At 73.0% G+C, this 18828-nt stretch carries 22 protein-coding genes and 1 pseudogene; 10 read left to right on the plus strand and 13 right to left on the minus strand.

Going from position 1 to position 18828, the window contains the following annotated elements:
- Positions 1 to 10 precede the first annotated feature (10 nt).
- From AMK33_RS25615 to AMK33_RS44015, 4 genes and pseudogenes are all read right to left on the minus strand, one after another.
- Positions 11 to 982, minus strand: coding sequence for an SDR family NAD(P)-dependent oxidoreductase (locus AMK33_RS25615; protein WP_073935302.1), 972 nt, complete (start codon positions 980 to 982; stop codon positions 11 to 13).
- Between the two features lie 286 nt (positions 983 to 1268).
- Positions 1269 to 2435 carry an FUSC family protein gene (locus tag AMK33_RS25620; protein ID WP_235618197.1) on the minus strand — a complete coding sequence of 389 codons (1167 nt, stop codon included), beginning with the start codon at positions 2433 to 2435 and terminating at the stop codon, positions 1269 to 1271.
- Between the two features lie 56 nt (positions 2436 to 2491).
- Positions 2492 to 3148 carry an HAD family hydrolase gene (locus AMK33_RS25625; protein ID WP_073935303.1) on the minus strand — a complete coding sequence of 219 codons (657 nt, stop codon included), beginning with the start codon at positions 3146 to 3148 and terminating at the stop codon, positions 2492 to 2494.
- A 38-nt stretch (positions 3149 to 3186) separates the two neighbouring features.
- Positions 3187 to 3552, minus strand: a pseudogene (locus AMK33_RS44015) (hypothetical protein); the annotation flags it as partial.
- Between the two features lie 178 nt (positions 3553 to 3730).
- Between AMK33_RS44015 and AMK33_RS25630 the strand changes: the two are divergent.
- Both AMK33_RS25630 and AMK33_RS25635 read left to right on the plus strand, forming a co-directional pair.
- A complete protein-coding gene (locus AMK33_RS25630; RefSeq protein WP_073935304.1) occupies positions 3731 to 4540 on the plus strand; it encodes an SDR family oxidoreductase in 810 nt (269 codons plus the stop codon).
- A gap of 54 nt (positions 4541 to 4594) precedes the next feature.
- The gene (locus tag AMK33_RS25635) at positions 4595 to 4870 is read left to right on the plus strand and encodes a hypothetical protein (protein WP_073935305.1); all 276 of its coding nucleotides are present in this window, start codon (positions 4595 to 4597) and stop codon (positions 4868 to 4870) included.
- Between the two features lie 4 nt (positions 4871 to 4874).
- On the opposite strand, the gene AMK33_RS25640 is transcribed toward AMK33_RS25635, so the two are convergent.
- From AMK33_RS25640 to AMK33_RS25650, 3 genes are all read right to left on the minus strand, one after another.
- Positions 4875 to 5420 (minus strand): VanZ family protein, encoded by a 546-nt coding sequence (locus AMK33_RS25640; protein WP_073935306.1) that lies wholly within the window; start codon positions 5418 to 5420, stop codon positions 4875 to 4877.
- 59 nt (positions 5421 to 5479) lie between these two features.
- A complete protein-coding gene (locus AMK33_RS25645) occupies positions 5480 to 6151 on the minus strand; it encodes a DUF4230 domain-containing protein (protein WP_073935307.1) in 672 nt (223 codons plus the stop codon).
- A gap of 131 nt (positions 6152 to 6282) precedes the next feature.
- On the minus strand, positions 6283 to 6663 hold the full coding sequence (locus AMK33_RS25650; RefSeq protein ID WP_073935308.1) for an anti-sigma factor antagonist: 381 nt from the start codon (positions 6661 to 6663) through the stop codon (positions 6283 to 6285).
- Between the two features lie 365 nt (positions 6664 to 7028).
- Here AMK33_RS25650 and AMK33_RS25655 point away from each other — a divergent pair, with 365 nt between their 5' ends.
- The 5 genes from AMK33_RS25655 to AMK33_RS25675 are packed head-to-tail and all read left to right on the plus strand — an operon-like array spanning position 7029 to position 11262.
- Positions 7029 to 8669 carry a sensor histidine kinase gene (locus AMK33_RS25655; RefSeq protein ID WP_073935309.1) on the plus strand — a complete coding sequence of 547 codons (1641 nt, stop codon included), beginning with the start codon at positions 7029 to 7031 and terminating at the stop codon, positions 8667 to 8669.
- Positions 8666 to 9076 carry a roadblock/LC7 domain-containing protein gene (locus AMK33_RS25660; RefSeq protein WP_030821389.1) on the plus strand — a complete coding sequence of 137 codons (411 nt, stop codon included), beginning with the start codon at positions 8666 to 8668 and terminating at the stop codon, positions 9074 to 9076. Before AMK33_RS25655 ends, AMK33_RS25660 begins: the two co-directional genes overlap by 4 nt.
- A complete protein-coding gene (locus AMK33_RS25665; protein WP_073935310.1) occupies positions 9073 to 9444 on the plus strand; it encodes a DUF742 domain-containing protein in 372 nt (123 codons plus the stop codon). The genes AMK33_RS25660 and AMK33_RS25665 overlap by 4 nt, the downstream gene beginning before the upstream one ends.
- Positions 9425 to 10030 carry a GTP-binding protein gene (locus AMK33_RS25670; protein WP_073935311.1) on the plus strand — a complete coding sequence of 202 codons (606 nt, stop codon included), beginning with the start codon at positions 9425 to 9427 and terminating at the stop codon, positions 10028 to 10030. Before AMK33_RS25665 ends, AMK33_RS25670 begins: the two co-directional genes overlap by 20 nt.
- Entirely contained in the window at positions 10027 to 11262 is a 1236-nt protein-coding gene (locus AMK33_RS25675; RefSeq protein WP_073935312.1) for a cytochrome P450, read from the plus strand. The genes AMK33_RS25670 and AMK33_RS25675 overlap by 4 nt, the downstream gene beginning before the upstream one ends.
- Before the next feature lie 40 nt (positions 11263 to 11302).
- Here AMK33_RS25675 and AMK33_RS25680 read toward each other — a convergent pair whose 3' ends face one another.
- Positions 11303 to 12334: a 7-epi-alpha-eudesmol synthase gene (locus AMK33_RS25680; RefSeq protein ID WP_073935313.1), complete on the minus strand. Its 1032-nt coding sequence runs from the start codon at positions 12332 to 12334 to the stop codon at positions 11303 to 11305.
- 290 nt (positions 12335 to 12624) lie between these two features.
- On the opposite strand from AMK33_RS25680, the gene AMK33_RS25685 reads away from it, so the two are divergent.
- Positions 12625 to 13017, plus strand: a complete 393-nt coding sequence (locus AMK33_RS25685; RefSeq protein WP_073935314.1) for a VOC family protein — start codon at positions 12625 to 12627, stop codon at positions 13015 to 13017.
- A gap of 41 nt (positions 13018 to 13058) precedes the next feature.
- Here AMK33_RS25685 and AMK33_RS25690 read toward each other — a convergent pair whose 3' ends face one another.
- Positions 13059 to 13370, minus strand: a complete 312-nt coding sequence (locus tag AMK33_RS25690) for a DUF4235 domain-containing protein (protein WP_030863828.1) — start codon at positions 13368 to 13370, stop codon at positions 13059 to 13061.
- Between the two features lie 65 nt (positions 13371 to 13435).
- Positions 13436 to 14464, minus strand: a complete 1029-nt coding sequence (locus AMK33_RS25695) for a glutathione S-transferase family protein (protein ID WP_073935315.1) — start codon at positions 14462 to 14464, stop codon at positions 13436 to 13438.
- 101 nt (positions 14465 to 14565) lie between these two features.
- Here AMK33_RS25695 and AMK33_RS25700 point away from each other — a divergent pair, with 101 nt between their 5' ends.
- The gene (locus AMK33_RS25700) at positions 14566 to 15531 is read left to right on the plus strand and encodes a cation diffusion facilitator family transporter (RefSeq protein WP_235618196.1); all 966 of its coding nucleotides are present in this window, start codon (positions 14566 to 14568) and stop codon (positions 15529 to 15531) included.
- A gap of 61 nt (positions 15532 to 15592) precedes the next feature.
- On the opposite strand, the gene AMK33_RS25705 is transcribed toward AMK33_RS25700, so the two are convergent.
- Both AMK33_RS25705 and AMK33_RS25710 read right to left on the minus strand, forming a co-directional pair.
- Positions 15593 to 16045: a nitroreductase family deazaflavin-dependent oxidoreductase gene (locus tag AMK33_RS25705; RefSeq protein WP_073935317.1), complete on the minus strand. Its 453-nt coding sequence runs from the start codon at positions 16043 to 16045 to the stop codon at positions 15593 to 15595.
- Between the two features lie 96 nt (positions 16046 to 16141).
- Entirely contained in the window at positions 16142 to 16774 is a 633-nt protein-coding gene (locus AMK33_RS25710; RefSeq protein ID WP_073935318.1) for a LysE family transporter, read from the minus strand.
- Positions 16775 to 17019: 245 nt separating this feature from the next.
- On the opposite strand from AMK33_RS25710, the gene AMK33_RS25715 reads away from it, so the two are divergent.
- Positions 17020 to 17988, plus strand: a complete 969-nt coding sequence (locus AMK33_RS25715; RefSeq protein WP_073935319.1) for an aldo/keto reductase — start codon at positions 17020 to 17022, stop codon at positions 17986 to 17988.
- A gap of 192 nt (positions 17989 to 18180) precedes the next feature.
- On the opposite strand, the gene AMK33_RS25720 is transcribed toward AMK33_RS25715, so the two are convergent.
- Entirely contained in the window at positions 18181 to 18828 is a 648-nt protein-coding gene (locus tag AMK33_RS25720; protein WP_073935320.1) for a DUF4232 domain-containing protein, read from the minus strand.

Consider the following 18828-nt stretch of genomic DNA (forward strand, 5'->3'; position numbering starts at 1 on the left):
CGAGTACCCCTCACGCGAAGGCGTTCACGCCCGTCAGACGGGCCGAGAGTTCCCACAGGCGGGCCGCCTGCTCCGGGTCGACCGCCCAGTCCTTGACCCCGGTGCGCGCATCGTCGGAGCGGGCCGGCTCGGCGACGTCGCAGTCCTCCAGGTAGAGCCCGCCCATGCCGTCCAGCCGCGCCGAGGTGGCGGCCCAGACCTGGGTGGCCGCGCCCTGCTGCGGGGTCTTGAAGCCCTCGGGGTTCAGCGGGTTGCCCTGCTCGTCGATCCAGCCCCGCTCCACCATCTCCTGCCGGGGCAGATGCCGCTGGAGCGGGGTGAGGATGCCGCCCGGGTGGAGGGAGAAGGCACGGACGCCGCGGTCCCGGGCGAGGCGGTCGAGGTGCACGGCGAACAGCACGTTGGCGGTCTTCGCCTGCCCGTACGCCTCCCACTTGTCGTAGCCGCGCTCCCAGTGGACGTCGTCCCAGCGGATGCCGGAGGCGTGGTGCCCGCGCGAGGAGACGGACACCACGCGGGCGCCGCCGGGCTCGACGGCCGGCCACAGACGGTTGACGAGGGCGAAGTGCCCGAGGTGGTTGGTGGCGAACTGGGCCTCCCAGCCGGGCCCGACCCGGGTCTGAGGGCAGGCCATGATCCCGGCGCTGCCGATCACGATGTCCAGGGTCCGCCCGGACGTCAGGAAGCGGTCGGCGAACGCGCGCACGCTCTCCAGGTCGCCGAGGTCCAGCTCGGACACCTCGACGCGCTCAAGGCCGTCCAGCGCCTCCCGCGCGGAGTCGGGGCGGCGAGCGGGGACGACGACCCGGGCGCCGGCCTTGACGAGGGCGCGGGTGGTCTCCAGGCCGAGTCCGGAGTAGCCGCCGGTGACCAGCGCGAGCCGTCCGGTCAGGTCGACGCCCTCGAGGACGTCGTCCGCGGTGCTGCGGGCACCGAAGCCCGAGCCGATGGGGTGCTGTGCGGTGGTGCTGTTGTCGCTCATGCCCGTCACGCTACGGATTGGAGCGCTCTCGAAGTCGAACGACGCCCGGAGCGGGGCAGAGGGAAGCCCCGACCGCGACGGGGGAATCACGGCCGGGGCGGCTCGGTGGTGGGCACGGGCGGCGGTCGCCTCTCGGCGAAAGGCTCCACAGGGCTTCAGCCGAACGATCGTCCCTGTGGGCGAATGGTGAGGCCCGGGGACACTGTCCCGTCCGCACCCACGGTCTGTTCAACGGGGAACCACCCCTCGGTGTTCCGCGTCCGGCAGCTTGTGGGCGTGACGTGTGTCACCGGTCCCGCGCGCCGCTGTCGAGGTCGGCCCAGAGGTTCTCGGCCTGGAGCACCAGCGTGCCCAGGACGGCCGTCCGCGCGGCGCCCTGCCCGGCCTGTTCGCGCAGCCCGTCCTGGAGCCTTTCGTGCAGCTCCCGCATCACCGCCTCGGTCCGCTCGTCCAGGAGGGCGTCCACGCGCGTGCCGCCGCCCTGCAGCCGGTCGGCCTCCGCGTGGCAGGCGTCGCCGATCAGCTCCAGCAGTTCCGCGTAGCAGCTCAGCACCGCGGCGTCCGGCGCGGCGGGCGTACGGTCCTCGTCGGCGGCCACCGCGAGCGTGCGGGTCAGCGCCGTGACATGCCCGGTGACGCGGCTGAACCGCTCGTCCTCGTGCTCCGGCGGCAGCGCCGCCGTCGGCGCCCGGTGCAGGGCGCGCAGGGCGCCCGAGGTCAGCCGCAGGCTCTCCCTGCTCCAGCCGCGGGCCGAACGCAGCGCCTCCAGACGGCTCTGCAGCCGCGCCGCGGCGCCGAGCCGGCCCGCGGCGGTCTGCGCGTCCCACTCGCCCTCGCGCAGATCCCCGGCGACGGCGTGCAGCACGTCCCCCGCCTCGCGGGCGAGCGCCGCCAGGTTCTCCCGTACGTCCCGCAGATGGATCGGCGGCAGGACCAGCGCGTTGACGGCGACACCGATGACCGCGCCGAGCGCCGCCTGCCCCAGCCGGTGCCCGACGGCGACCGCGCTCACCGTCCCCGTGGCGATCGTGAAGACGGCCGTGGTGGCGGCGTAGATGCCCTGGTCGCCGAAGCGCGGCCAGTTCGACAGCAGCACCAGCACCGGCACGGACAGCGCCAGGGCGCCCGTGGTGTCGCCGGTGACCGCCTGCGCCCCCGACGCCACGAGGGCTCCCACGCAGATCGCCGTGAACTGCCGCGCCGCCTGCATCAGCGAGCTGTAGACGGTGGCCTGCACCAGGACCAGCGCCACCCAGGGCGCCATCAGGGCCATCGGGTCGTCGAGCCACACCCGCGCCAGCAGCCAGGCCAGCAGCGCCGCCGCGGCGGCCTTCAGGGACTGGACGAGCAGGTCCCGTTCCCGCCCCGGCCCCCGCCACGCGGCCCGCGCCGCGCGGCCGACGGACCGCGCGTCCCACCGCACGGCGTCCCGCACCCGCGCCACCGGGGCCATCCGCCCCCCGGCGTCGCCCCGCCCGATCCTTTCCCGCACCCGTGCCATGCCCTGCGTCATGCCAGAGGGCTGTCCGACAGGGACGTCAGCAGATGGGCCGGGTCGTCGTAGACCGCGTCCGCGCCGGCCTCCTCCAGGTCGGCGCGCGGAATGCCGCCGCACAGCACGCCCACGCAGCGCACCCCGGCACGGCTGCCCGCCCGCATGTCCCACACCGTGTCACCGACGAACACCGCCCGCTCCGCGGGCACCCCGGCCAGCTCCAGGGCGTGCTCGACGGGCTCCGGCGCGGGCTTGCCCTCCGCCACGTCGTCGGCGCTCGCCGTCGCGCCGATCGCCTCGTCCGCGTCGATCGCCCGGCGCAGCGCGCTCAGCTCGGCACCGCCCGCCGAGGTGGCGAGCACCACCGTCCAGCCGTCCCGGTGCAGCCGCTTCAGCAGCCGGCCGGCGTCCGGCAGCGCGGGCAGCCGGTCGAAGTACTGTCCGTACAGCGCCTTGTGCGCCGCGCTCAGCTCGTCGTCGCGGCCGGTGTCCCGGTCCTCGCCCAGCAGATGGGCGACCAGGTCGGAGGAGGGCAGCCCCACGGCCCGGTGGACGGCGTGCATCGGCACCCGGTGCCCCGCCTGCCGGAAGGCCTCCCACCAGGCCGTCACATGCAGATGGTTGGTGTCGACCAGAGTGCCGTCGACGTCGAACACGGCAGCCCGTTCCATACGCGGTCCTTTCTCGAGGGGGTGATACGGGTACCACCTCAGCCGCCCGCCACTCCGGAAGGCACCTTCCGCTCCCGGGCCCACGCCGACGGCTCGTCCACGGACCAGGTGGTGACCACCTTGTCCGGCGGCACCTCGCGCTCCTGAGCGCGGGCGCCCCCGAGGACCTGCCGGCCCAGTCGGCGTGTGCGCGTCGGTGACCGGCCTCCACCGTCCGATGCAGCAGCCGGAACGGCGGGCCGAGCCGCTTGGGCCGGCCACGCCCGGTCAGCAGCCGGAACGGTGCCCACAGCTCGTTGAGCCCTGCCGTCACGGTCGGCCGACAGCCCGCGCGTCACGGTCAGCCGTGATGAGCGGGCCGTCGGCACGGCCCACTCGTGCCCGAGCCGTGCCGCCGCGCGGCCCGCCGGCCCCCGGCCCGCCCCGTCCCCCGGCTTCCGCGGACAGCCGGGCGCCTGCTCCCCGCCCGGCTCCGACAGCGTGCGCGTGCCGTGGTGCGGAAGGCGCGGACGCGGGGGTTGGCCTCGTACTGCGGGGGTACTGCGATGTCCCGCACCCGCCGTCGACGACCAGGAGGCCCGCATGTCCGTCCCCACCACCCCGAGCGGCAGGGCCGCCGTGATCACCGGCGCGGACTCCGGCATCGGCCGGGCCACCGCCGTACGCCTGGCCGCCGCGGGCATGGACGTGGGCATCACCTGGCACAGCGACCGCGAGGGCGCCGAGGAGACGGCGCGGGAGGTGCGGGCGCACGGGCGGCGGGCCGAGGTGGCGCCCCTGGACCTCACCCGGCTGCCCGCCGCCGCGGACACCGTCGACGAGCTGTGCGACCGCCTGGGCCGCGTCGACGTGTTGGTCAACAACGCCGGTACGGGCACCATGACGCCCTTCCTCGACCTGGAGCTCCCGAAGGTGCGCGAGGTCCTCGACGTCGATCTGATCGGCCCGTTCCTGTGCGGGCAGAAGGCGGCGCGGCACATGATCCGGCAGGGCGACGGGGGCCGCATCGTGAACGTGACGTCCGTGCACGAGCACCAGCCCCGCGTGGGCGCCGCGCCGTACTGCGCCGCCAAGGGCGGCCTCGGACTGCTCACCCAGGTGATGGCACTGGAACTCGCCGAGCACGGCATCACCGTCAACGCGGTCGCTCCCGGCGAGATCGCCACGCCCATGACCGGCCAGGAGGACACCGACCCCCACACCGAGAGCCGCCCCGGCGTCCCTCTCGGGCGGCCCGGCGACGCCCGTGAGGTCGCCGCGGTCATCGCCTTCCTCGCCGGACCCGACGCCTCGTACGTCACCGGTGCCTCCTGGAGCGTGGACGGCGGAATGCTCCGGATGGGACCGCAGGCCGGGTCGCACCTGACGAGCGACGACTGGCGGCGGCCCTGAACGGAGGCGGACCCGCACGCCGCGTTCGCACCGTTTGCGCTCTACCCTCGATGCATGACCGAAAGCGCGAGCCCGTACATGTCGCACCCGCGGATCATGGTGCTCGGGGTACAGCCCGGGACTCCGCCGTTCCGGATCGTGGAGATCGACGGACAGGTGGTCGGCGAGGCGAGGACCGTCACCGACGTGCTGCACGCCGCCGCCGCGTTCGGGATCACGGTCCACGACCTGGACGACCCGGACGTGGTCCGCTGGGTGGGCGGCGACAAGTTCACCTGGACCCTGCGCGGAGCCCCATGGACCCCTCAGGACCAGAAGCAGCGGCCCTAGGAGGTCAGGCCTTCGGGCGGCGGGCGTGTACGGCTCGGCTCAGGCGGCGGCCCATCAGCAGGTAACCGAGCAGCGCTCCGCCGGTGTTCAGGATGACGTCGTCGATGTCGAAGGCGCGTCCGGTCACCAGGGCGCCCTGCGCGAACTCCACCAGCAGCATCACGACGGCCGTCAGCACCAGCACCCGCAGGAATCCGCGCGTGCGCGGTGCGACGACCGGTGCGAGCACACCGAAGGGCACGCCGAGCAGGATGTTGCCGCCGATCTGGCGTACGGCGTCACGCAGCGCGGGCTGGTCCAGATAGGCCCTCAGCGAGCGGCCCGGATGCAGATTGGTGTGGGTCAGCGCCTCCGAGGCGGGGGAGGGGTGCAGGGTGAGCCGGGCCAGGACCACGGCGAAGACGACCATGAAGACGAAGGCGCACAGCATCGCCAGCAACCGCGGAAGCAACGGCAGCGGATGCCCCGGGCCGCCCTCCGCGGTGCCGCGCCCGGACGGCCGCGGACGCCGGTGGAACAGGGAGCGCGGATGCGGGACGGCGCGGGCCATTCTGTCCTCCAGTCGTCAACTTCCGTACGTGATACGCCGGTTACCCCCGGCCGTGCGGGTCACTCGCCGTAGCTGACCCGCACCTCCTCGAACCCCAGGGAGCGCAGCAGCCCTTCGAGCATCTCCGTGGTGTTGGTCTCGGCCCGGGTGGTGAGTCCGCTCTCCTCCGCCGCGTCGCCGATGTGCCGCACGGCGAGCTTCTGGACGGCCTGCTCACTGTTGGGGTTGTCCGAGAAGAGGTCGCCGAGCCGGTCGAACAGCCCGCGCTGCTTGGACACGGCGTAGGAGCGCTCGGGGTCCAGGGCCGGCTTGCCCAGGCGGGCGTGGGGCAGCCGCAGTGTGGCGGACGTACGGTCGTCGTCGACCCGTACGTCGTCCTCGTCCAGCTTCCCGAGGTCGACATAGGCGTCGACGGTGCCCGCGCCCACGTACAGCGTGCGGCTGCCGCGGACGGCGTCCGGCAGGAACTTCGCGTCCTTCTCCAGGTCCACCACCACCTGGAAGTTGCCCGAGGCGGCGTCGTAGCGGCTGATGTCCTGGATGGACTCCAGGAGCGCGGGCCCGGAGCGGTCCTCGGTCTCCGTGCCGAACAGGTCCTTCAGTCCCGGCAGCAGGCTCAGCCGGATCCCGGCGAACAGCACGACGAGCAGCAGCACCACCGCGCCGAGCACCTTCGCCCATCCGGGTACGCGCGCGATCCGTCCCTTCACGGGAGTCGTCGGAGTCGTCATGGCGACGGCCCTCCTTCCTCCCTGACCGAATGCCCCTCAGTTCCCCGTACAGACAAGGAAGTCGAGGAACGGACGACCGCACCGGGAGCACGCGGGGGCGCACGGTGGGCGTCAGGCCTCGGACCCGGTGGTCAGGCAGGTCCTGAGGGGGGCTCGGGCCGTTCCAGGGCCGCGTCCAGGGTCGGCCACGGCGGCAGCAGACGGGACGTGCCGGTGATCCGCAGCATGCGCAGGGTCAGCGGGTGGGCGCACACCAGGCGCAGCCTGCCGGGTCCGTCAGCGATCCGCTGCCGGGCCCGGTACAGCAGGCGCAGCCCGGAGAGGTCGAAGAACTCGACGTGGGTCAGGTCGATCACGATCCGGGCGTCCGGTTCGGCGGTCGCCATGTCCAGGTGCGGGACGATCTCCGCGGCCGCGGCGATGTCGATCTCACCGCGGAGCTCCAGCACCGTGTGTCCCCGGTCGTGGCGGACGCGCAGATGCCGGGTCAGCGGTGCAGGTTCGTACCGCACGACGCCATCGCCTCCAGCCTGCTCCGTGCAACGGGGGAGCGAACCGGTTCCAACACCGGTTCACACCCTGCAAGTTACCTTCGGTCGAGTGCATTTGAGCATGTTCGTTTGACATATGTCTTCGAATTGCGACCGACTTCTTTCGAACCGGCCGGCCGGCCCCGGCGAGCCTCGTCGGAGCGTGACGGAATCCTCACTTCCGGCAGCGGACGAACTTGATCCACAGGGCTGCCGAACCGATAAGCTCCTTACAGGCGCCGCGAGTTGACCACTTCGCGACAGGTCGCTCCGCGGTGCGTACTCATGCGTGCGGCCCCCTCGCACATCCCCCTTGCACACCCCCCATGTTGCTTCGAAGGATGCGGATGGAACTCGCCACCCCGCCACCGGCGGCGCGGGCCCCTGTCGCCTGGCACGGCTGGTGGCTGATGCCGCTCGGCCTCGGCGGCGGGACGATCGCCGCCACGTCGATGGGTTCGGACCGGATCACCACGGCCGTCCTCGGCGCCGCCGCGACGGCCGCCTGCTCCATGTGCGTACGGCTCGTGCTCCGGTACCGGGTCCGGCTCCTGCGCGCGGAGGACACCCACCGCACCTCGCAGGCCGAGCACACCCGGCGGTGGCAGCAGCACATGGCGGACCAGGAACGGAGATCAACCGCCGAACGCGCCGAGCGGGAGCAGGAGTTCGAGGAACGGCTGGCCGGACAGGCCAGGGACTACGAGGCACGGCTCGCCGAAGAGACCGAGACCCGGCGGGAGCAACTGGCCCACCAGCTCTCCGCGGTCGCCCGCCTCGCCGACGAGCAGCTCCCGGAGGCGATCGGACGGCTGCGCGCCGGTGACGCCATCGACGACCTGCTGCCCGGCGTCGACCGGTCCGCCGAGGCCGACGCCGCCCTCCAGACCGAACTCCGCAAGCTGCTGCGGACCTCGCTGATCGGCCTGGAGGAGGAGTTCGACCGCTCCACCTCCGCCGAACAGGCCGTCATCAGCATCGGCAACCGCATCCACGTACTGACCAGCAAGCTCCGCGGCCGGCTCCACGAGATGCAGGGCGAACACGGCCGGCTGCCCGCCGTCGCCCGGGGGCTGATGGAGCTCGACCAGGAGATCGGCCCCGCCGACTGCCTGGCCGCCAGCATCGGCGTCCTCGGCGGCTCCGACCGGCCCGGCAGGCAGTGGCAGGAGCCGCAGCGGCTGCTGAGCGTGGTGCGCGGCGGCATCGGCCGGATCAAGGACTTCCACCGCGTCCGGCTGAGCCGGCTCCCCGAACTCGGTGTGGACGGCGGGCTGGTGGACCACCTCACGCTGATCTTCGCCCATCTGCTCGACAACGCGGCCCGCTACTCACCGCCCTCGGAACCCGTGGTGGTCTCCGGCCGTGAGGTACCCAACGGCGTCGGCATCGAGATCCAGGACTCCGGCAAGGGCCTGAGCGAGGAGAAGAAGCGCGCGGCCGAACACGCCCTCGCGGGCACCGCGCCCGGGGCGGGCATCGGCGGCATCACCGAGGACGCCAACATCGGCCTGCGGGTCGTCGGCGTCCTCGCCCGCCGCTACGGCATCCGCGTCACCTTCGCGGACTCCCCCTGGCTCGGCACCTCCGTGGTGGTCGTCGTACCGCACAAGTACTTCAGCCCGCTGCCCGCGACCGCCGTCACGGAGACCCCCGCCGCCGAGCCCGGCCCGGAGCCGCCGGCCGCCGGCGCCGGACCGGCCCCGGACGGATCCGCCGAGTCCGCCGACACCACCCCCGGCGGACTGCCCCGCCGCCGCTCCGGGCGGACCGGCGCCGACGCCCCGCGGCCACTCGCACCGGCCGGGCCGGTGACGGGCGCCGACGCGGCCTCCGTACCGCCGGACGCCTCCTTCGCCGGCCTCGCCGCCTTCGCCACCGCCGGACGCGCCGGCGACCCGGAGCCCCGGACGCCCGGCGACCGTGACACCCCCACCGGACGTGAGTCCACCGAGCACCGCACCGAAGAGAGCGACCAGACCACATGACGCAGCAGGGAACCGACGTGAGCTGGGCGCTCCGCGACCTCGTCGAGAGCATCCAGGAGATCCGCTTCGCCCTCGTGGCCTCCAGCGACGGCAAGGCCATCACCTCCTACGGGGCGGACGACCCAGACGACGTCGACCGCTTCGCGGCGGTGGTGGCCGGCCTGCAGGCCCTGGCCCAGCCGGTCGCCGAGCAGTTCCCCGCCTACGCGGGACAGCTGCGGCTGGCGATGATCGAGGTCGACGGCGGCCACCTCTTCGTGGTCCGCGCCGGCGTGGAGACCTACCTCGGCGTCCTCGCCCGGGAGGGCCTGGACCAGGGCCTGCTCGGACACCAGATGAGGGACCTCGCCCGCAGAATGGGCGAGCTCCTCGGGACCACTCCGCGCCTGGAGGAGCACTCTGGATGAGTGCTCCCCGCCGGCCGGCGGACCCGCCCGGTCTCGAGCGCTACTACGTCCTCACCGGAGGGCGCAGCGGACCGGGCGGCTCGGCGGCCGGCCTCGACGTGGCGACCCTCGTCGTCTCCCGCCCGGGCCCCGTCCCGGGCCCGCAGCACGAGCACGAGGAGATCGTCCGGCGCTGCCGTGAGCCGCTCTCGGTCGCCGAACTCGGCGCCCACCTCGGGCTGCCGTTCAACATTCTCGCGGTGCTGCTGTCGGACCTGCTGGACGCGGGCCGGGTCGAAGCCCGTGACCCCGTCCCGGCACACGTCGCCGGGCGCGGGCCCGACCTCGCGCTCCTCGAGGAGGTACTCAGTGGACTTGAAAGGCTTTGACCGGCCCGGCCGACACGGGGGCGGGGACATCCGCTCGGTGAAGGTGATGATCGCCGGCGGCTTCGGCACCGGGAAGACCACCATGGTCCGCTCGGTCAGCGACATCAGGCCGCTCACCACCGAGGAGACGCTCACCCAGGCCGGCGCCGGTGTCGACGACCTCATCGGGGTCGCCGACAAGTCGCAGACCACCGTCAGCCTGGACTTCGGCAAGATCGGCCTGAGCGACAGCCTGGTGCTGTACCTGTTCGGCACGCCCGGACAGGAGCGGTTCTGGTTCCTGTGGAACGGGCTGTTCAAGGGGGCGCTCGGCGCGGTCGTCCTGGTGGACACCCGGCGGCTGGCCTCCAGCTTCCGGGCGATCGAGGAGATGGAGCGGCAGAAGGTGCCGTTCGTCGTCGCCCTCAACGTCTTCCCCGACTCCAAGGACTACCCGGTCGAGGAGATACGGGACGCCCTGGACATCCCCGCGCACATCCCGGTGGTCTCCTTCGACGCCCGTGACCGCGCCTCCAGCCGTGACGTGCTGGTCGCCCTCGTCCGGCACCTGAGGGAACGCTCGGCCGTCGCCGTGGAGTCCCGGTGAACGCCCCCGAGGCCCCCCGCGGCTGTCCCGTCGCCCACCACGGCGCGGAGCTCACCCGGCTGTACGGGCCGGAGGCGGCCACCGACCCGGCCGGCATCTACGAACGGCTGCGCAAGGAGCACGGCACGGTGGCCCCCGTGCTCCTGGAGGGCGAGGTGCCGGCCTGGCTGGTGATCGGCTACCGGGACGCCCGCCGGGTGCTGGACAACCCCCGCCAGTTCACCCGGGACGCCCGCGTCTGGCGGGACCGGACCGACGGCCGGGTCGACGAGAACTCACCGCTGATCCCGATGCTCGGCTGGCGTCCCGACTGCGTCTCCCAGGACGGCGAACCGCACCGCAGGCTCCGCGCGGCCGTCACCGACGCCCTCCAGGCGGCGGCCGGCCGCGGCATCCGCCGGCACGCCACGCACTACGCCAACAAGCAGATCGACGCGTTCGCGCACACCGGGCGCGCCGACCTGGTGCACGACTACGCCGAGTACCTGCCGATGCTGGTGATCAGCCGCCTGCTGGGGCTGCCCGAGGCGGAGGGGCGCGACCTGGTCGAGTCCTGCGCCCAGGTCCTGGGAGGCAGTGAGAACGCCCTCGTCCACGACGCGCGCATCCAGGAGATACTCGGCGAACTCGTCGTACGCAAACGCTCCGAGCCCGGCAGCGACCTCGCCACCGCCCTGCTGGAGCACCGCGCCGGGCTCGACGAGGACGAGGTCGTCAGCCATCTGCGGCTGGTGCTGATCACCGCGCACACCACCACCAGCAATCTGCTGGCCCGGGTGCTGCAACTGGTCCTCACCGACACCTCGCGGCTCTCCGGGCTGATCAGCGGCCGGCTGAACGTTTCCGAGGTGGTGGAGGAGGTCATGTGGGACAGCCCGCCGCTGGCCGTCCTGCCGGGCCGCTTCGCCGCGAGCGACCTGGAGCTCGGCGGCCACCGCGTCCAGGAGGGCGATCTGCTGGTGCTGGGGCTCGCCGCGGGCAACCGGGACCCCGAGATCCGTCCGGACGCCGGAGTGTCCGTCCAGGGCAACCAGGCACACCTGGCGTTCAGTTCGGGTCCGCACGAGTGCCCCGGACAGAACATCGGACAGTCCCTGATCGAGATCGCCGTCGACGTCCTGCTGCACCGGCTGCCCGGACTGCGGCTGGCGGTGGAACCGGAGGAGCTCAGCTCGACCGCCTCCACCTGGGAGTCCCGACTGGACGCCCTGCCCGTCGAGTTCGGCGGATGACGCCGCCGCCCGGCCCCGGCGGCCGGGCGGCACGGCCGTCTCACACGGTCAGCAGATCGTCCACCGAGCCCCGCCCGGCCTGTTCCGCGGTGGCCACCGGGCCCTCCTTCGCCGCCGCGTACCGGCCGGTGGTCAGCGCCCACTCGTAGTTGCCGTTGATCCAGTGCTGGATGGCCTCCACACCCCGGCGCACCCGGTCGCGCCCGTCCGCGTCCAGCCCGAGCTCGTCGCACATCCCCGGCACCCGCGCCTCCAGCTCGACGTACTCCGCCAGGCACGCGGTCGTCATGGCGTACGCCTCGGCGGCGGCCTCCTCCCAGGAGCAGCCCCGCTCCCGGTGCAGGACGGCGACGAGGTTGTGGCCGTCACCGCGGCGCCGCTCCCGCTCGAAGGAGTGGATGTCGTTCATGAACCCGATGGTGTCCGCGGCCAGATCGCGCAGCCGCTCCATCAGCGGATGAGCCATCGCCTGCGCCGGCACCTCGAAGCCGCGGCTGCGCTCGCCGGCGTCGATGCTGTGGTGGATGCCGACGGTACGGCGCCGGAAGGCCGCGTACTCGTCCAGGTCGAGCGTCCCGGCCAGCCCCCGGGCGGCCAGGTCGACCTCCTCGCAGTGAGCCACCAGGAACCGCCCCCAGGAGGCCGCGAACCGCGTCTTCCAGGTCAGGGACATGCCATCCGAGAGATGCGCCCAGACCTGAGCCCAGGCCAGCGTGATGGGGCAGGCGACCCTGGGTGTGCTCCCCGCCGGCCGCAGCGGGGTCACGATCAGTTCCCGGGCCACCTCGGCTATGCGCTCCGCCCGGTCGGGCCGTCCGGCGTCGAACTGGTCGTCGAAGAGGAACGCCAGGGAGAACCAGTTCATCAGGACGACCATGTCCTGGGCCGAGGCGTACGGATACGTACGGGCGGCGGCCTGGGGCAGGTCCCAGGACCGGTACTCCTCGAAACCGGCCCGGCTGCGGACCAGCCCCGTCTCCCACACCCAGCGCAGATGCCGCGCCCGCGCGTACTCCAGATGGTCGCTGACGGGGGTGTCGAAGGGGAGATCGAACCGGACGTCCTGAGACATGTGTTTCCTTTCGGGAGACGGAACGCAGAGTCCCCCCGCCCTGCGAGCGGGCGGCCACGGCGACGGCCACCCGCACACGCGAACTCGGCTTCGTGATACGCGAGTTGAATCGAGAAGCGCTACGAGCCTAAATGATCTACGCCGTGACCGCTGGTGATCTCCGTTACTGCGTACGCCGGTTGAGGCGCGTGCGCCCGCACGTGAACATGACTGAATCCGGCGAGCGGGGACAGGTGTCACGTACAGGGCGGGGCAGGAGCGCCCCGCGCCCGGACTCCCGCGGAGGAGACATGACCCTGGTGACGGCCGGCGTGGTGGTGCTCGACTGTGCCGAACCCGAGAAACTCGCCGAGTTCTACAAGGAGTTGCTGGGCGCGGAGGACGTCGACGCCCACGTCAACCGGGTGGAGATCCGGGCCGCCGACGGTTTCCGGCTGGCACTGCGCCGCGACGTGAACGCGACCGCCCCGAGCTGGCCCCGCCCGGAGAACTCCCTCCAGGCGCACCTGGAGTTCGTGGTGGACGACCTGGACGCGGTGGAACGTCTGATCGTGGGCCTGGGCGGGCGCCCGATGGAGACGGGCGACGCCTCGGGACCCACCGGGGAACGCGGCTACGCCGACCCGGCGGGCCACTCCTTCACCATCCGCCGGGGCACGTCGACGGCGCCCAAGCAGGGCTGACCCGCCGCCACGGGGGACGGCGGGCCGGCCGTACGGACACGTCAGTCGCGGCCGCCCTTGTCCGGGACCGGCCAAGTGCCCGTGGAGCGTTCGATGGCCTTGGCGCCGGCCCGGTCCACGGCACTGCGCACCACCGCGAAGATGGCGCCCTGGATCGCCGCGGCCAGCAGGATCTCTCCCCAGCGGCGGTCCCGGTCCAGCGCGTCCGGCGCGTCGTCCTCGTGCCGGATCACCTTCCAGGTCTTCTGGAACGCCATCCCCGCCACGGTGCCGCTGGTCCAGCCCAGCGCGAAGCCGATCGGCTTGTACGCCAGGGGCAGCTTCTTCTTCGCCTTCTTGCTCTTCTTCGCCACGTGGATCTCCTAGGTCGGCTGCGTCGTCTCGTCGGTGGATGGATCGTCGGGGAGGGCCGGGCGGCTCAGGGGCGCCCCGGTGCCGGCACCTCCTCGCCGGCCCGCACCGGACCGGGCGGAGTGCCGTCCCCGAACGGCCGGCCGCCCAGCTCCTCCCGGTGGTGGGGCGCCGTCCAGCCGGCCAGGTCGGGACCGAGGGGCACGATGCCGGACGGGTTGATGCCGGTGTGCACCTGGTAGTAGTGCCGCTTGATGTGGTCGAAGTCCACGGTGTCGCCGAAGCCGGGCGTCTGGTACAGATCGCGGACGTACGCCCACAGCACCCGGTTCTCCGCCAGCTTCCACCGGTTGCACTTGAAGTGGCCGTGGTACACCGCGTCGAACCGCACCAGCGTGGTGAACAGCCGGATGTCCGCCTCGGTGATGGTGTCGCCGACCAGGTACCGCTGCTCCTCCAGCCGCCGCGCCAGCAGCTCCAGCCGCCGGAACACCGCCGTGCACGCGGCCTCGTACTCCTCCTGGCCGGTGGCGAACCCCGCCCGGTACACGCCGTTGTTGACGTCCCGGAAGACGTCCTCCGCCACGGCGTCGATCTCGTCGCGCCGCGCCCGCGGATACAGGTCGGGCGCCCCCTCGCGGTGCAGGGCCGTCCACTCCGTCGCGAGGTCCAGGGTGATCCGCTGGTAGTCGTTGGTGACCAACTCCCCGCTGGGCACGTCCACGACCGCCGGCACGCTCACCCCGCCCGGGTACTCCGTCTCCCGCCGGTCGTACGCCTCGCTCAGGTACCGGATGCCGAGCACCGGGTCGCGGCCGTCCGGATCCAGGGTGAAGCGCCAGCTCCGGTCGTCCTGGACCGGGTCCGCGACGGCCAGGGAGAGCGCGTCCTCCAGCCCGAGCAGCCGCCGGGACACCAGCGCCCGGCTCGCCCACGGGCAGGCGCGGCTCACCACGAGCCGGTAGCGCCCGGCCTCCACCGGCCACCCGTCCCGCCCGTCCGCCGTGATCCGGTCCGCGAAGTGGGCCTTCGACCGCTTGAACGCCTTCCTGCCGTACGCGCTGTTGCCGCCGCCCCCGTCGTCGCGGCCGCCCATGGTGGTCTCCTTCCCGCCGTCGGTACGTCCCTGTGACCGCGTTCCCCGTTTTCCGCCGACGGCACGGTGTGGCGTGGGCCGACCGGGGCAATCGGCCGAGGGTGAGTACTCGATCGGATCGCAGAACCCGGATCACCGTGCTGGTGGCGCTCGCAGCCAATCTGGTGATCGCCGTCGCCAAGGCCGTCGGCGGACTGGCCGCGTCCTCGCCCGCGTTGCTGTCGGAAGCGGCGCACTCGGTCGCCGACAGCCTGAACGAGGTGTTCCTGCTGGCCGCGCTGCGGCGCAGCCGGCGCCCGGCCGACCGCCGTCACCCGTTCGGCTACGGCAAGGAGCGGTTCTTCTGGTCGCTGCTCGCCGCCGTCGGGATCTTCGTGATGGGCGGCTGCTTCAGCTTCTTCCAGGGCATCGAGGCCCTCAGGAACGGCGGCGACGAGAAGCTGAGCGGCTATGTCGCCGGACTGGTCGTGCTCGGCGTCGCCCTGCTCGCCGAAGGCGGCTCCCTGCTGCGCGCCCTGCACCAGGTGCGCCGGCAGGGCGGCCTGGGCAGCGGACTGCGTGATCCGGCGCTGCGCACGGTGGTCGCCGAGGACGGCACCGCGGTGGTGGGCGTCACCCTGGCCATCGTGGGCATGGCGCTGCACATGATCACCGGACAGGTGGTGTGGGAGGCGTCCGCCTCGCTCGCCATCGGGGTGCTGCTGGTCTACGTCGCCTTCCGGCTCGGCCGCGACGCCCGCGACCAGCTGATCGGCGAGGCCGCCGACCCGGAGGCGAGCGACCGGATCCGGGAGCTGCTGGGGGAGCAGCCCGAGATCGACAGCGTGGAGGCGCTCTTCACGATGAAGACGGGCCTGGACACCGCCCTGGTGGCGGCCCGCGTCGACCTGGTGCCCGGGATGGACAGCGAGCGGGTGGAGGAGGTCGCCGTACGCATCAAGCGGGCCGTCGCCCGTGAGGTGCCCGAGGCGGAACAGATCTTCCTCGACGTCACCGAACGGGGGGATCCGGAGGCGCGGGAGGCATGGGAAAGCCCCGCCGCGACGGGGGAACGCGGCGGGGCCTGAACCACGCGTGCCCGGATCCCGGAGCTTCATGCACTCCGGAACACGGGAAATTCTCCGGGACTCAGCCCCGCTGCCCGTCCGGCTCCAGCACGAAGACCGGGATCTCGCGGTCCGTCTTCTTCTGGTAGTCGGCGTACGGCGGATAGGCCGCGACCGCGCGCTTCCACCACTCGTCCTTCTCCGCCCCCGTGACCTCACGGGCCGTCATGTCCCACTTCCCGGGCCCGTCCTGGAGTTCGACACGCGGGTCGGCCTTGACGTTGTGGTACCAGACCGGGTGCTTGGGCGCCCCGCCCAGCGAGGCCACCACCGCGTACCGCCCCTCGTGCTCGACACGCATCAGCGGGGTCTTGCGCAGCCTGCCGGATTTCGCACCCCGGCTGGTCAGCAGGACGACGGGCAGGCCCGTGTCCATCAGGGTCGTCCCCTGCGTGCCGCCCGAACTCTCGTACCGTTCCACCTGTTCGCGCACCCACTGCGTCGGGCTGGGTTCGTACTCGCCTTCGAGAGGCATGGCATCCGTCCCATCGTCCTCGTGTCCTGCGTCCGACTCGATCACATCGACAACACCACCGCACGCGGGGTTCATCCCTGCCGGGCCCGTGAACCGTCAGCCGGGGGCCACCGCCATACGGATCGCGAGGGCCGTCATCACCGCGGAGGCCACCAGCGCGGTCACCAGCCGGCCCCGGTGGCCGGTCAGCGACCGGCCCAGCAGGGCGCCGCCGCCGGCGAGCAGCACCTGCCAGCTCGCGGACGCGGCGAAGGCCGCCGCCACGAACACGCTCTGTTCCACCGGCCCGGCGGCCTCACCGCTCCGCGAGCCGAGCACCAGCGCCGCGAAATAGATCACGGTGGTGGGGTTGAGCAGGGTGATCCCGAGCAGCGACAGATACGCGCGGGCGGCGCCCGGGGGAGCGGTCCCCGGGCGGGCGGTGAGCCGCCGGCCGCGGTACCGGCGTACGGCGCCGGCCGCGCCCCACGCCGCCAGCGCCAGCAGCACCAGCACACAGACCCAGCGCAGCGGCCCCAGGACCGGTCGCAGCGCCGACGCGAGGGCCGAACCGCCGAGCGTGGCCGCGAGGGCGTACAGCCCGTCGGCCGTGGCGACGCCGAGGGCCGCGCAGACCCCGGTGCGCAGGGTGGTGCGGGCGGTGAGGGAGACCAGGTAGGTCCCGACGGCGCCCACGGGGACGGCGATGCCGTAACCGGCGAGCAGCCCCGCGAGCAGGGCGGCCGTCATGAGCGCGACGGTGCCGGACCTCCCCGGGGGCCGGGCTGCTGCTGTCGGCCCGCCGCGGGGGCGGTGGCGGACGGCGGCAGCGGGAGAGGGCTCGTAGGCATGGCAGGATCCTGGGGCCTTCGGTCCGGCGCGGGCAATCGGTTTTCCGCCCCCGGACACCGACGGGCCGGCACCCGGCTTCGAGTGCGCACCAACACGTACGCTCCCCCTGGCGACAACCGTTCCCGCAGACAGGAGCAGCAACGATGCAGTACGTGAAGCTCGGCTCGACGGGTCTGGACGTGTCGCGGATCTGTCTGGGGTGCATGACCTACGGCGTGCCCGGCCGCGGCAACCACGAGTGGACCCTCGACGAGGAGGCGTCCCGCCCGCTGATCCGGCAGGCGCTGGAGGCGGGCATCACCTTCTTCGACACCGCGAACGTGTACTCGGACGGCACCAGCGAGGAGATCGTCGGCCGGGCGCTGCGCGACTTCGCCCGCCGGGACGACATCGTGCTCGCCACGAAGGTGCACGGCCGGATGCGGCCCGGCCCCAACGGCGGCGGTCTGTCCCGCAAGGCGATCATGACCGAGCTGGACCACAGCCTCACCCGCCTCGGCACCGACTACGTCGACCTCTACCAGATCCACCGCTGGGACCCCGGGACTCCGGTCGAGGAGACGATGGAGGCGCTGCACGACGTCGTCAAGGCGGGCAAGGTGCGCTACATCGGGGCCAGTTCGATGTACGCCTGGCAGTTCTCCAAGGCGCAGTACACGGCGGAACGGCACGGCTGGACCCGGTTCGTGTCCATGCAGAACCACTACAACCTCCTCTACCGCGAGGAGGAGCGCGAGATGCTGCCGCTCTGCGCCGACCAGGGCGTGGGCGTCCTGCCCTGGAGCCCGCTCGCCCGGGGCCGGCTCACCCGGGACTGGGACGCCACCACCGGGCGCAGCGCCACCGACGTGTTCGGCAGCACCCTGTACCAGGAAGGGGACCGTGCGGTCGTCGAGGCGGTCACCCGCATCGCCGAACGGCGCGGCGTACCGCGCGCCCGGATCGCCCTCGCCTGGCTGCTCCACCAGGACACGGTCACCGCGCCCATCGTCGGCGCGGCCAGGCCCCACCACATCGAGGACGCCGTGGCCGCCGTCGAACTGGAGCTGACCGAAAAGGAGCTGGAGGAGCTCCGGCAGCCCTACGCCCCGCACCCGGTGGCCGGTCACTGAGAGGGCTCCAGGGGGTGTCGTTCGGATCAGGCCGGCTTCAGGCGACGGCGCCTTGTGGCCGGTCGAGCGGGGTCCGGTGCGGGCAGCTGCAAGGCGGAGGAGGGCGTCGACGCGGAGCGTCGGCAACCGACGACAACGCCGCAGACGTGCGTGTCAGGACCCATGACCCCGGCAAGACCCGAACGACACCCCCTAGGGACCGGTGCCCGGCTGAAGCACCGTGAGGAACACCGAGGACGCGTTGCCGGACACCGGGACCGCGCCGGCCTTCCACGGCACCTTCAGGGCTTCCCGTTCGTCCGGTGGGGTGACGAGGAGCGCCGCCGGGGTGGCCGTACGGGCGCCGCTGACGCCGGGGCTCGCGTAGCGCAGCCCCGCCCAGGCACTGGCGCCGGGCCGCAGCGTGACGGTCGCCGGGTCGCCGGGGGTGCGCTCCGGGTCCCGGCCCAGCCGCTCACCGGCCGCGTCCACGAAGGCGGCGCCCGGATAGCCGTACAGGGTGCAGGTGCGGGAGGAGACGTTCGTCAGCACGACGGGGAAGTTGCGCTGTCCCGCACCCGGGTCCATCCGGCCGACGGCGGCGCTCAGCTCGGCGGTGCGGCACCGGGACGCCGGGCGGTCCGTGTGCCCGGCGGACGTCGGGGACCGGTCGTTCGTGGAACCGGCGGCGTCGCTCGGGACGGCGCTGTGCGGGGAGTCCCCGGCCGTCCGTCCGGCGGACGCGGAGGGCCGCGGGGAAGGGCCCGCGGTCCCGCTCTCGGTGCCGCAGGAGGCGAGTGCGCCCAGCAGGACCAGCCCACCCGCCGCCACCGCCGTCGCGTGCCGTGACCCGTTCGCCAT

The organism is Streptomyces sp. CB02400 (assembly GCF_001905725.1).
Classification (GTDB): Bacteria; Actinomycetota; Actinomycetes; order Streptomycetales; family Streptomycetaceae; genus Streptomyces; species Streptomyces atrovirens.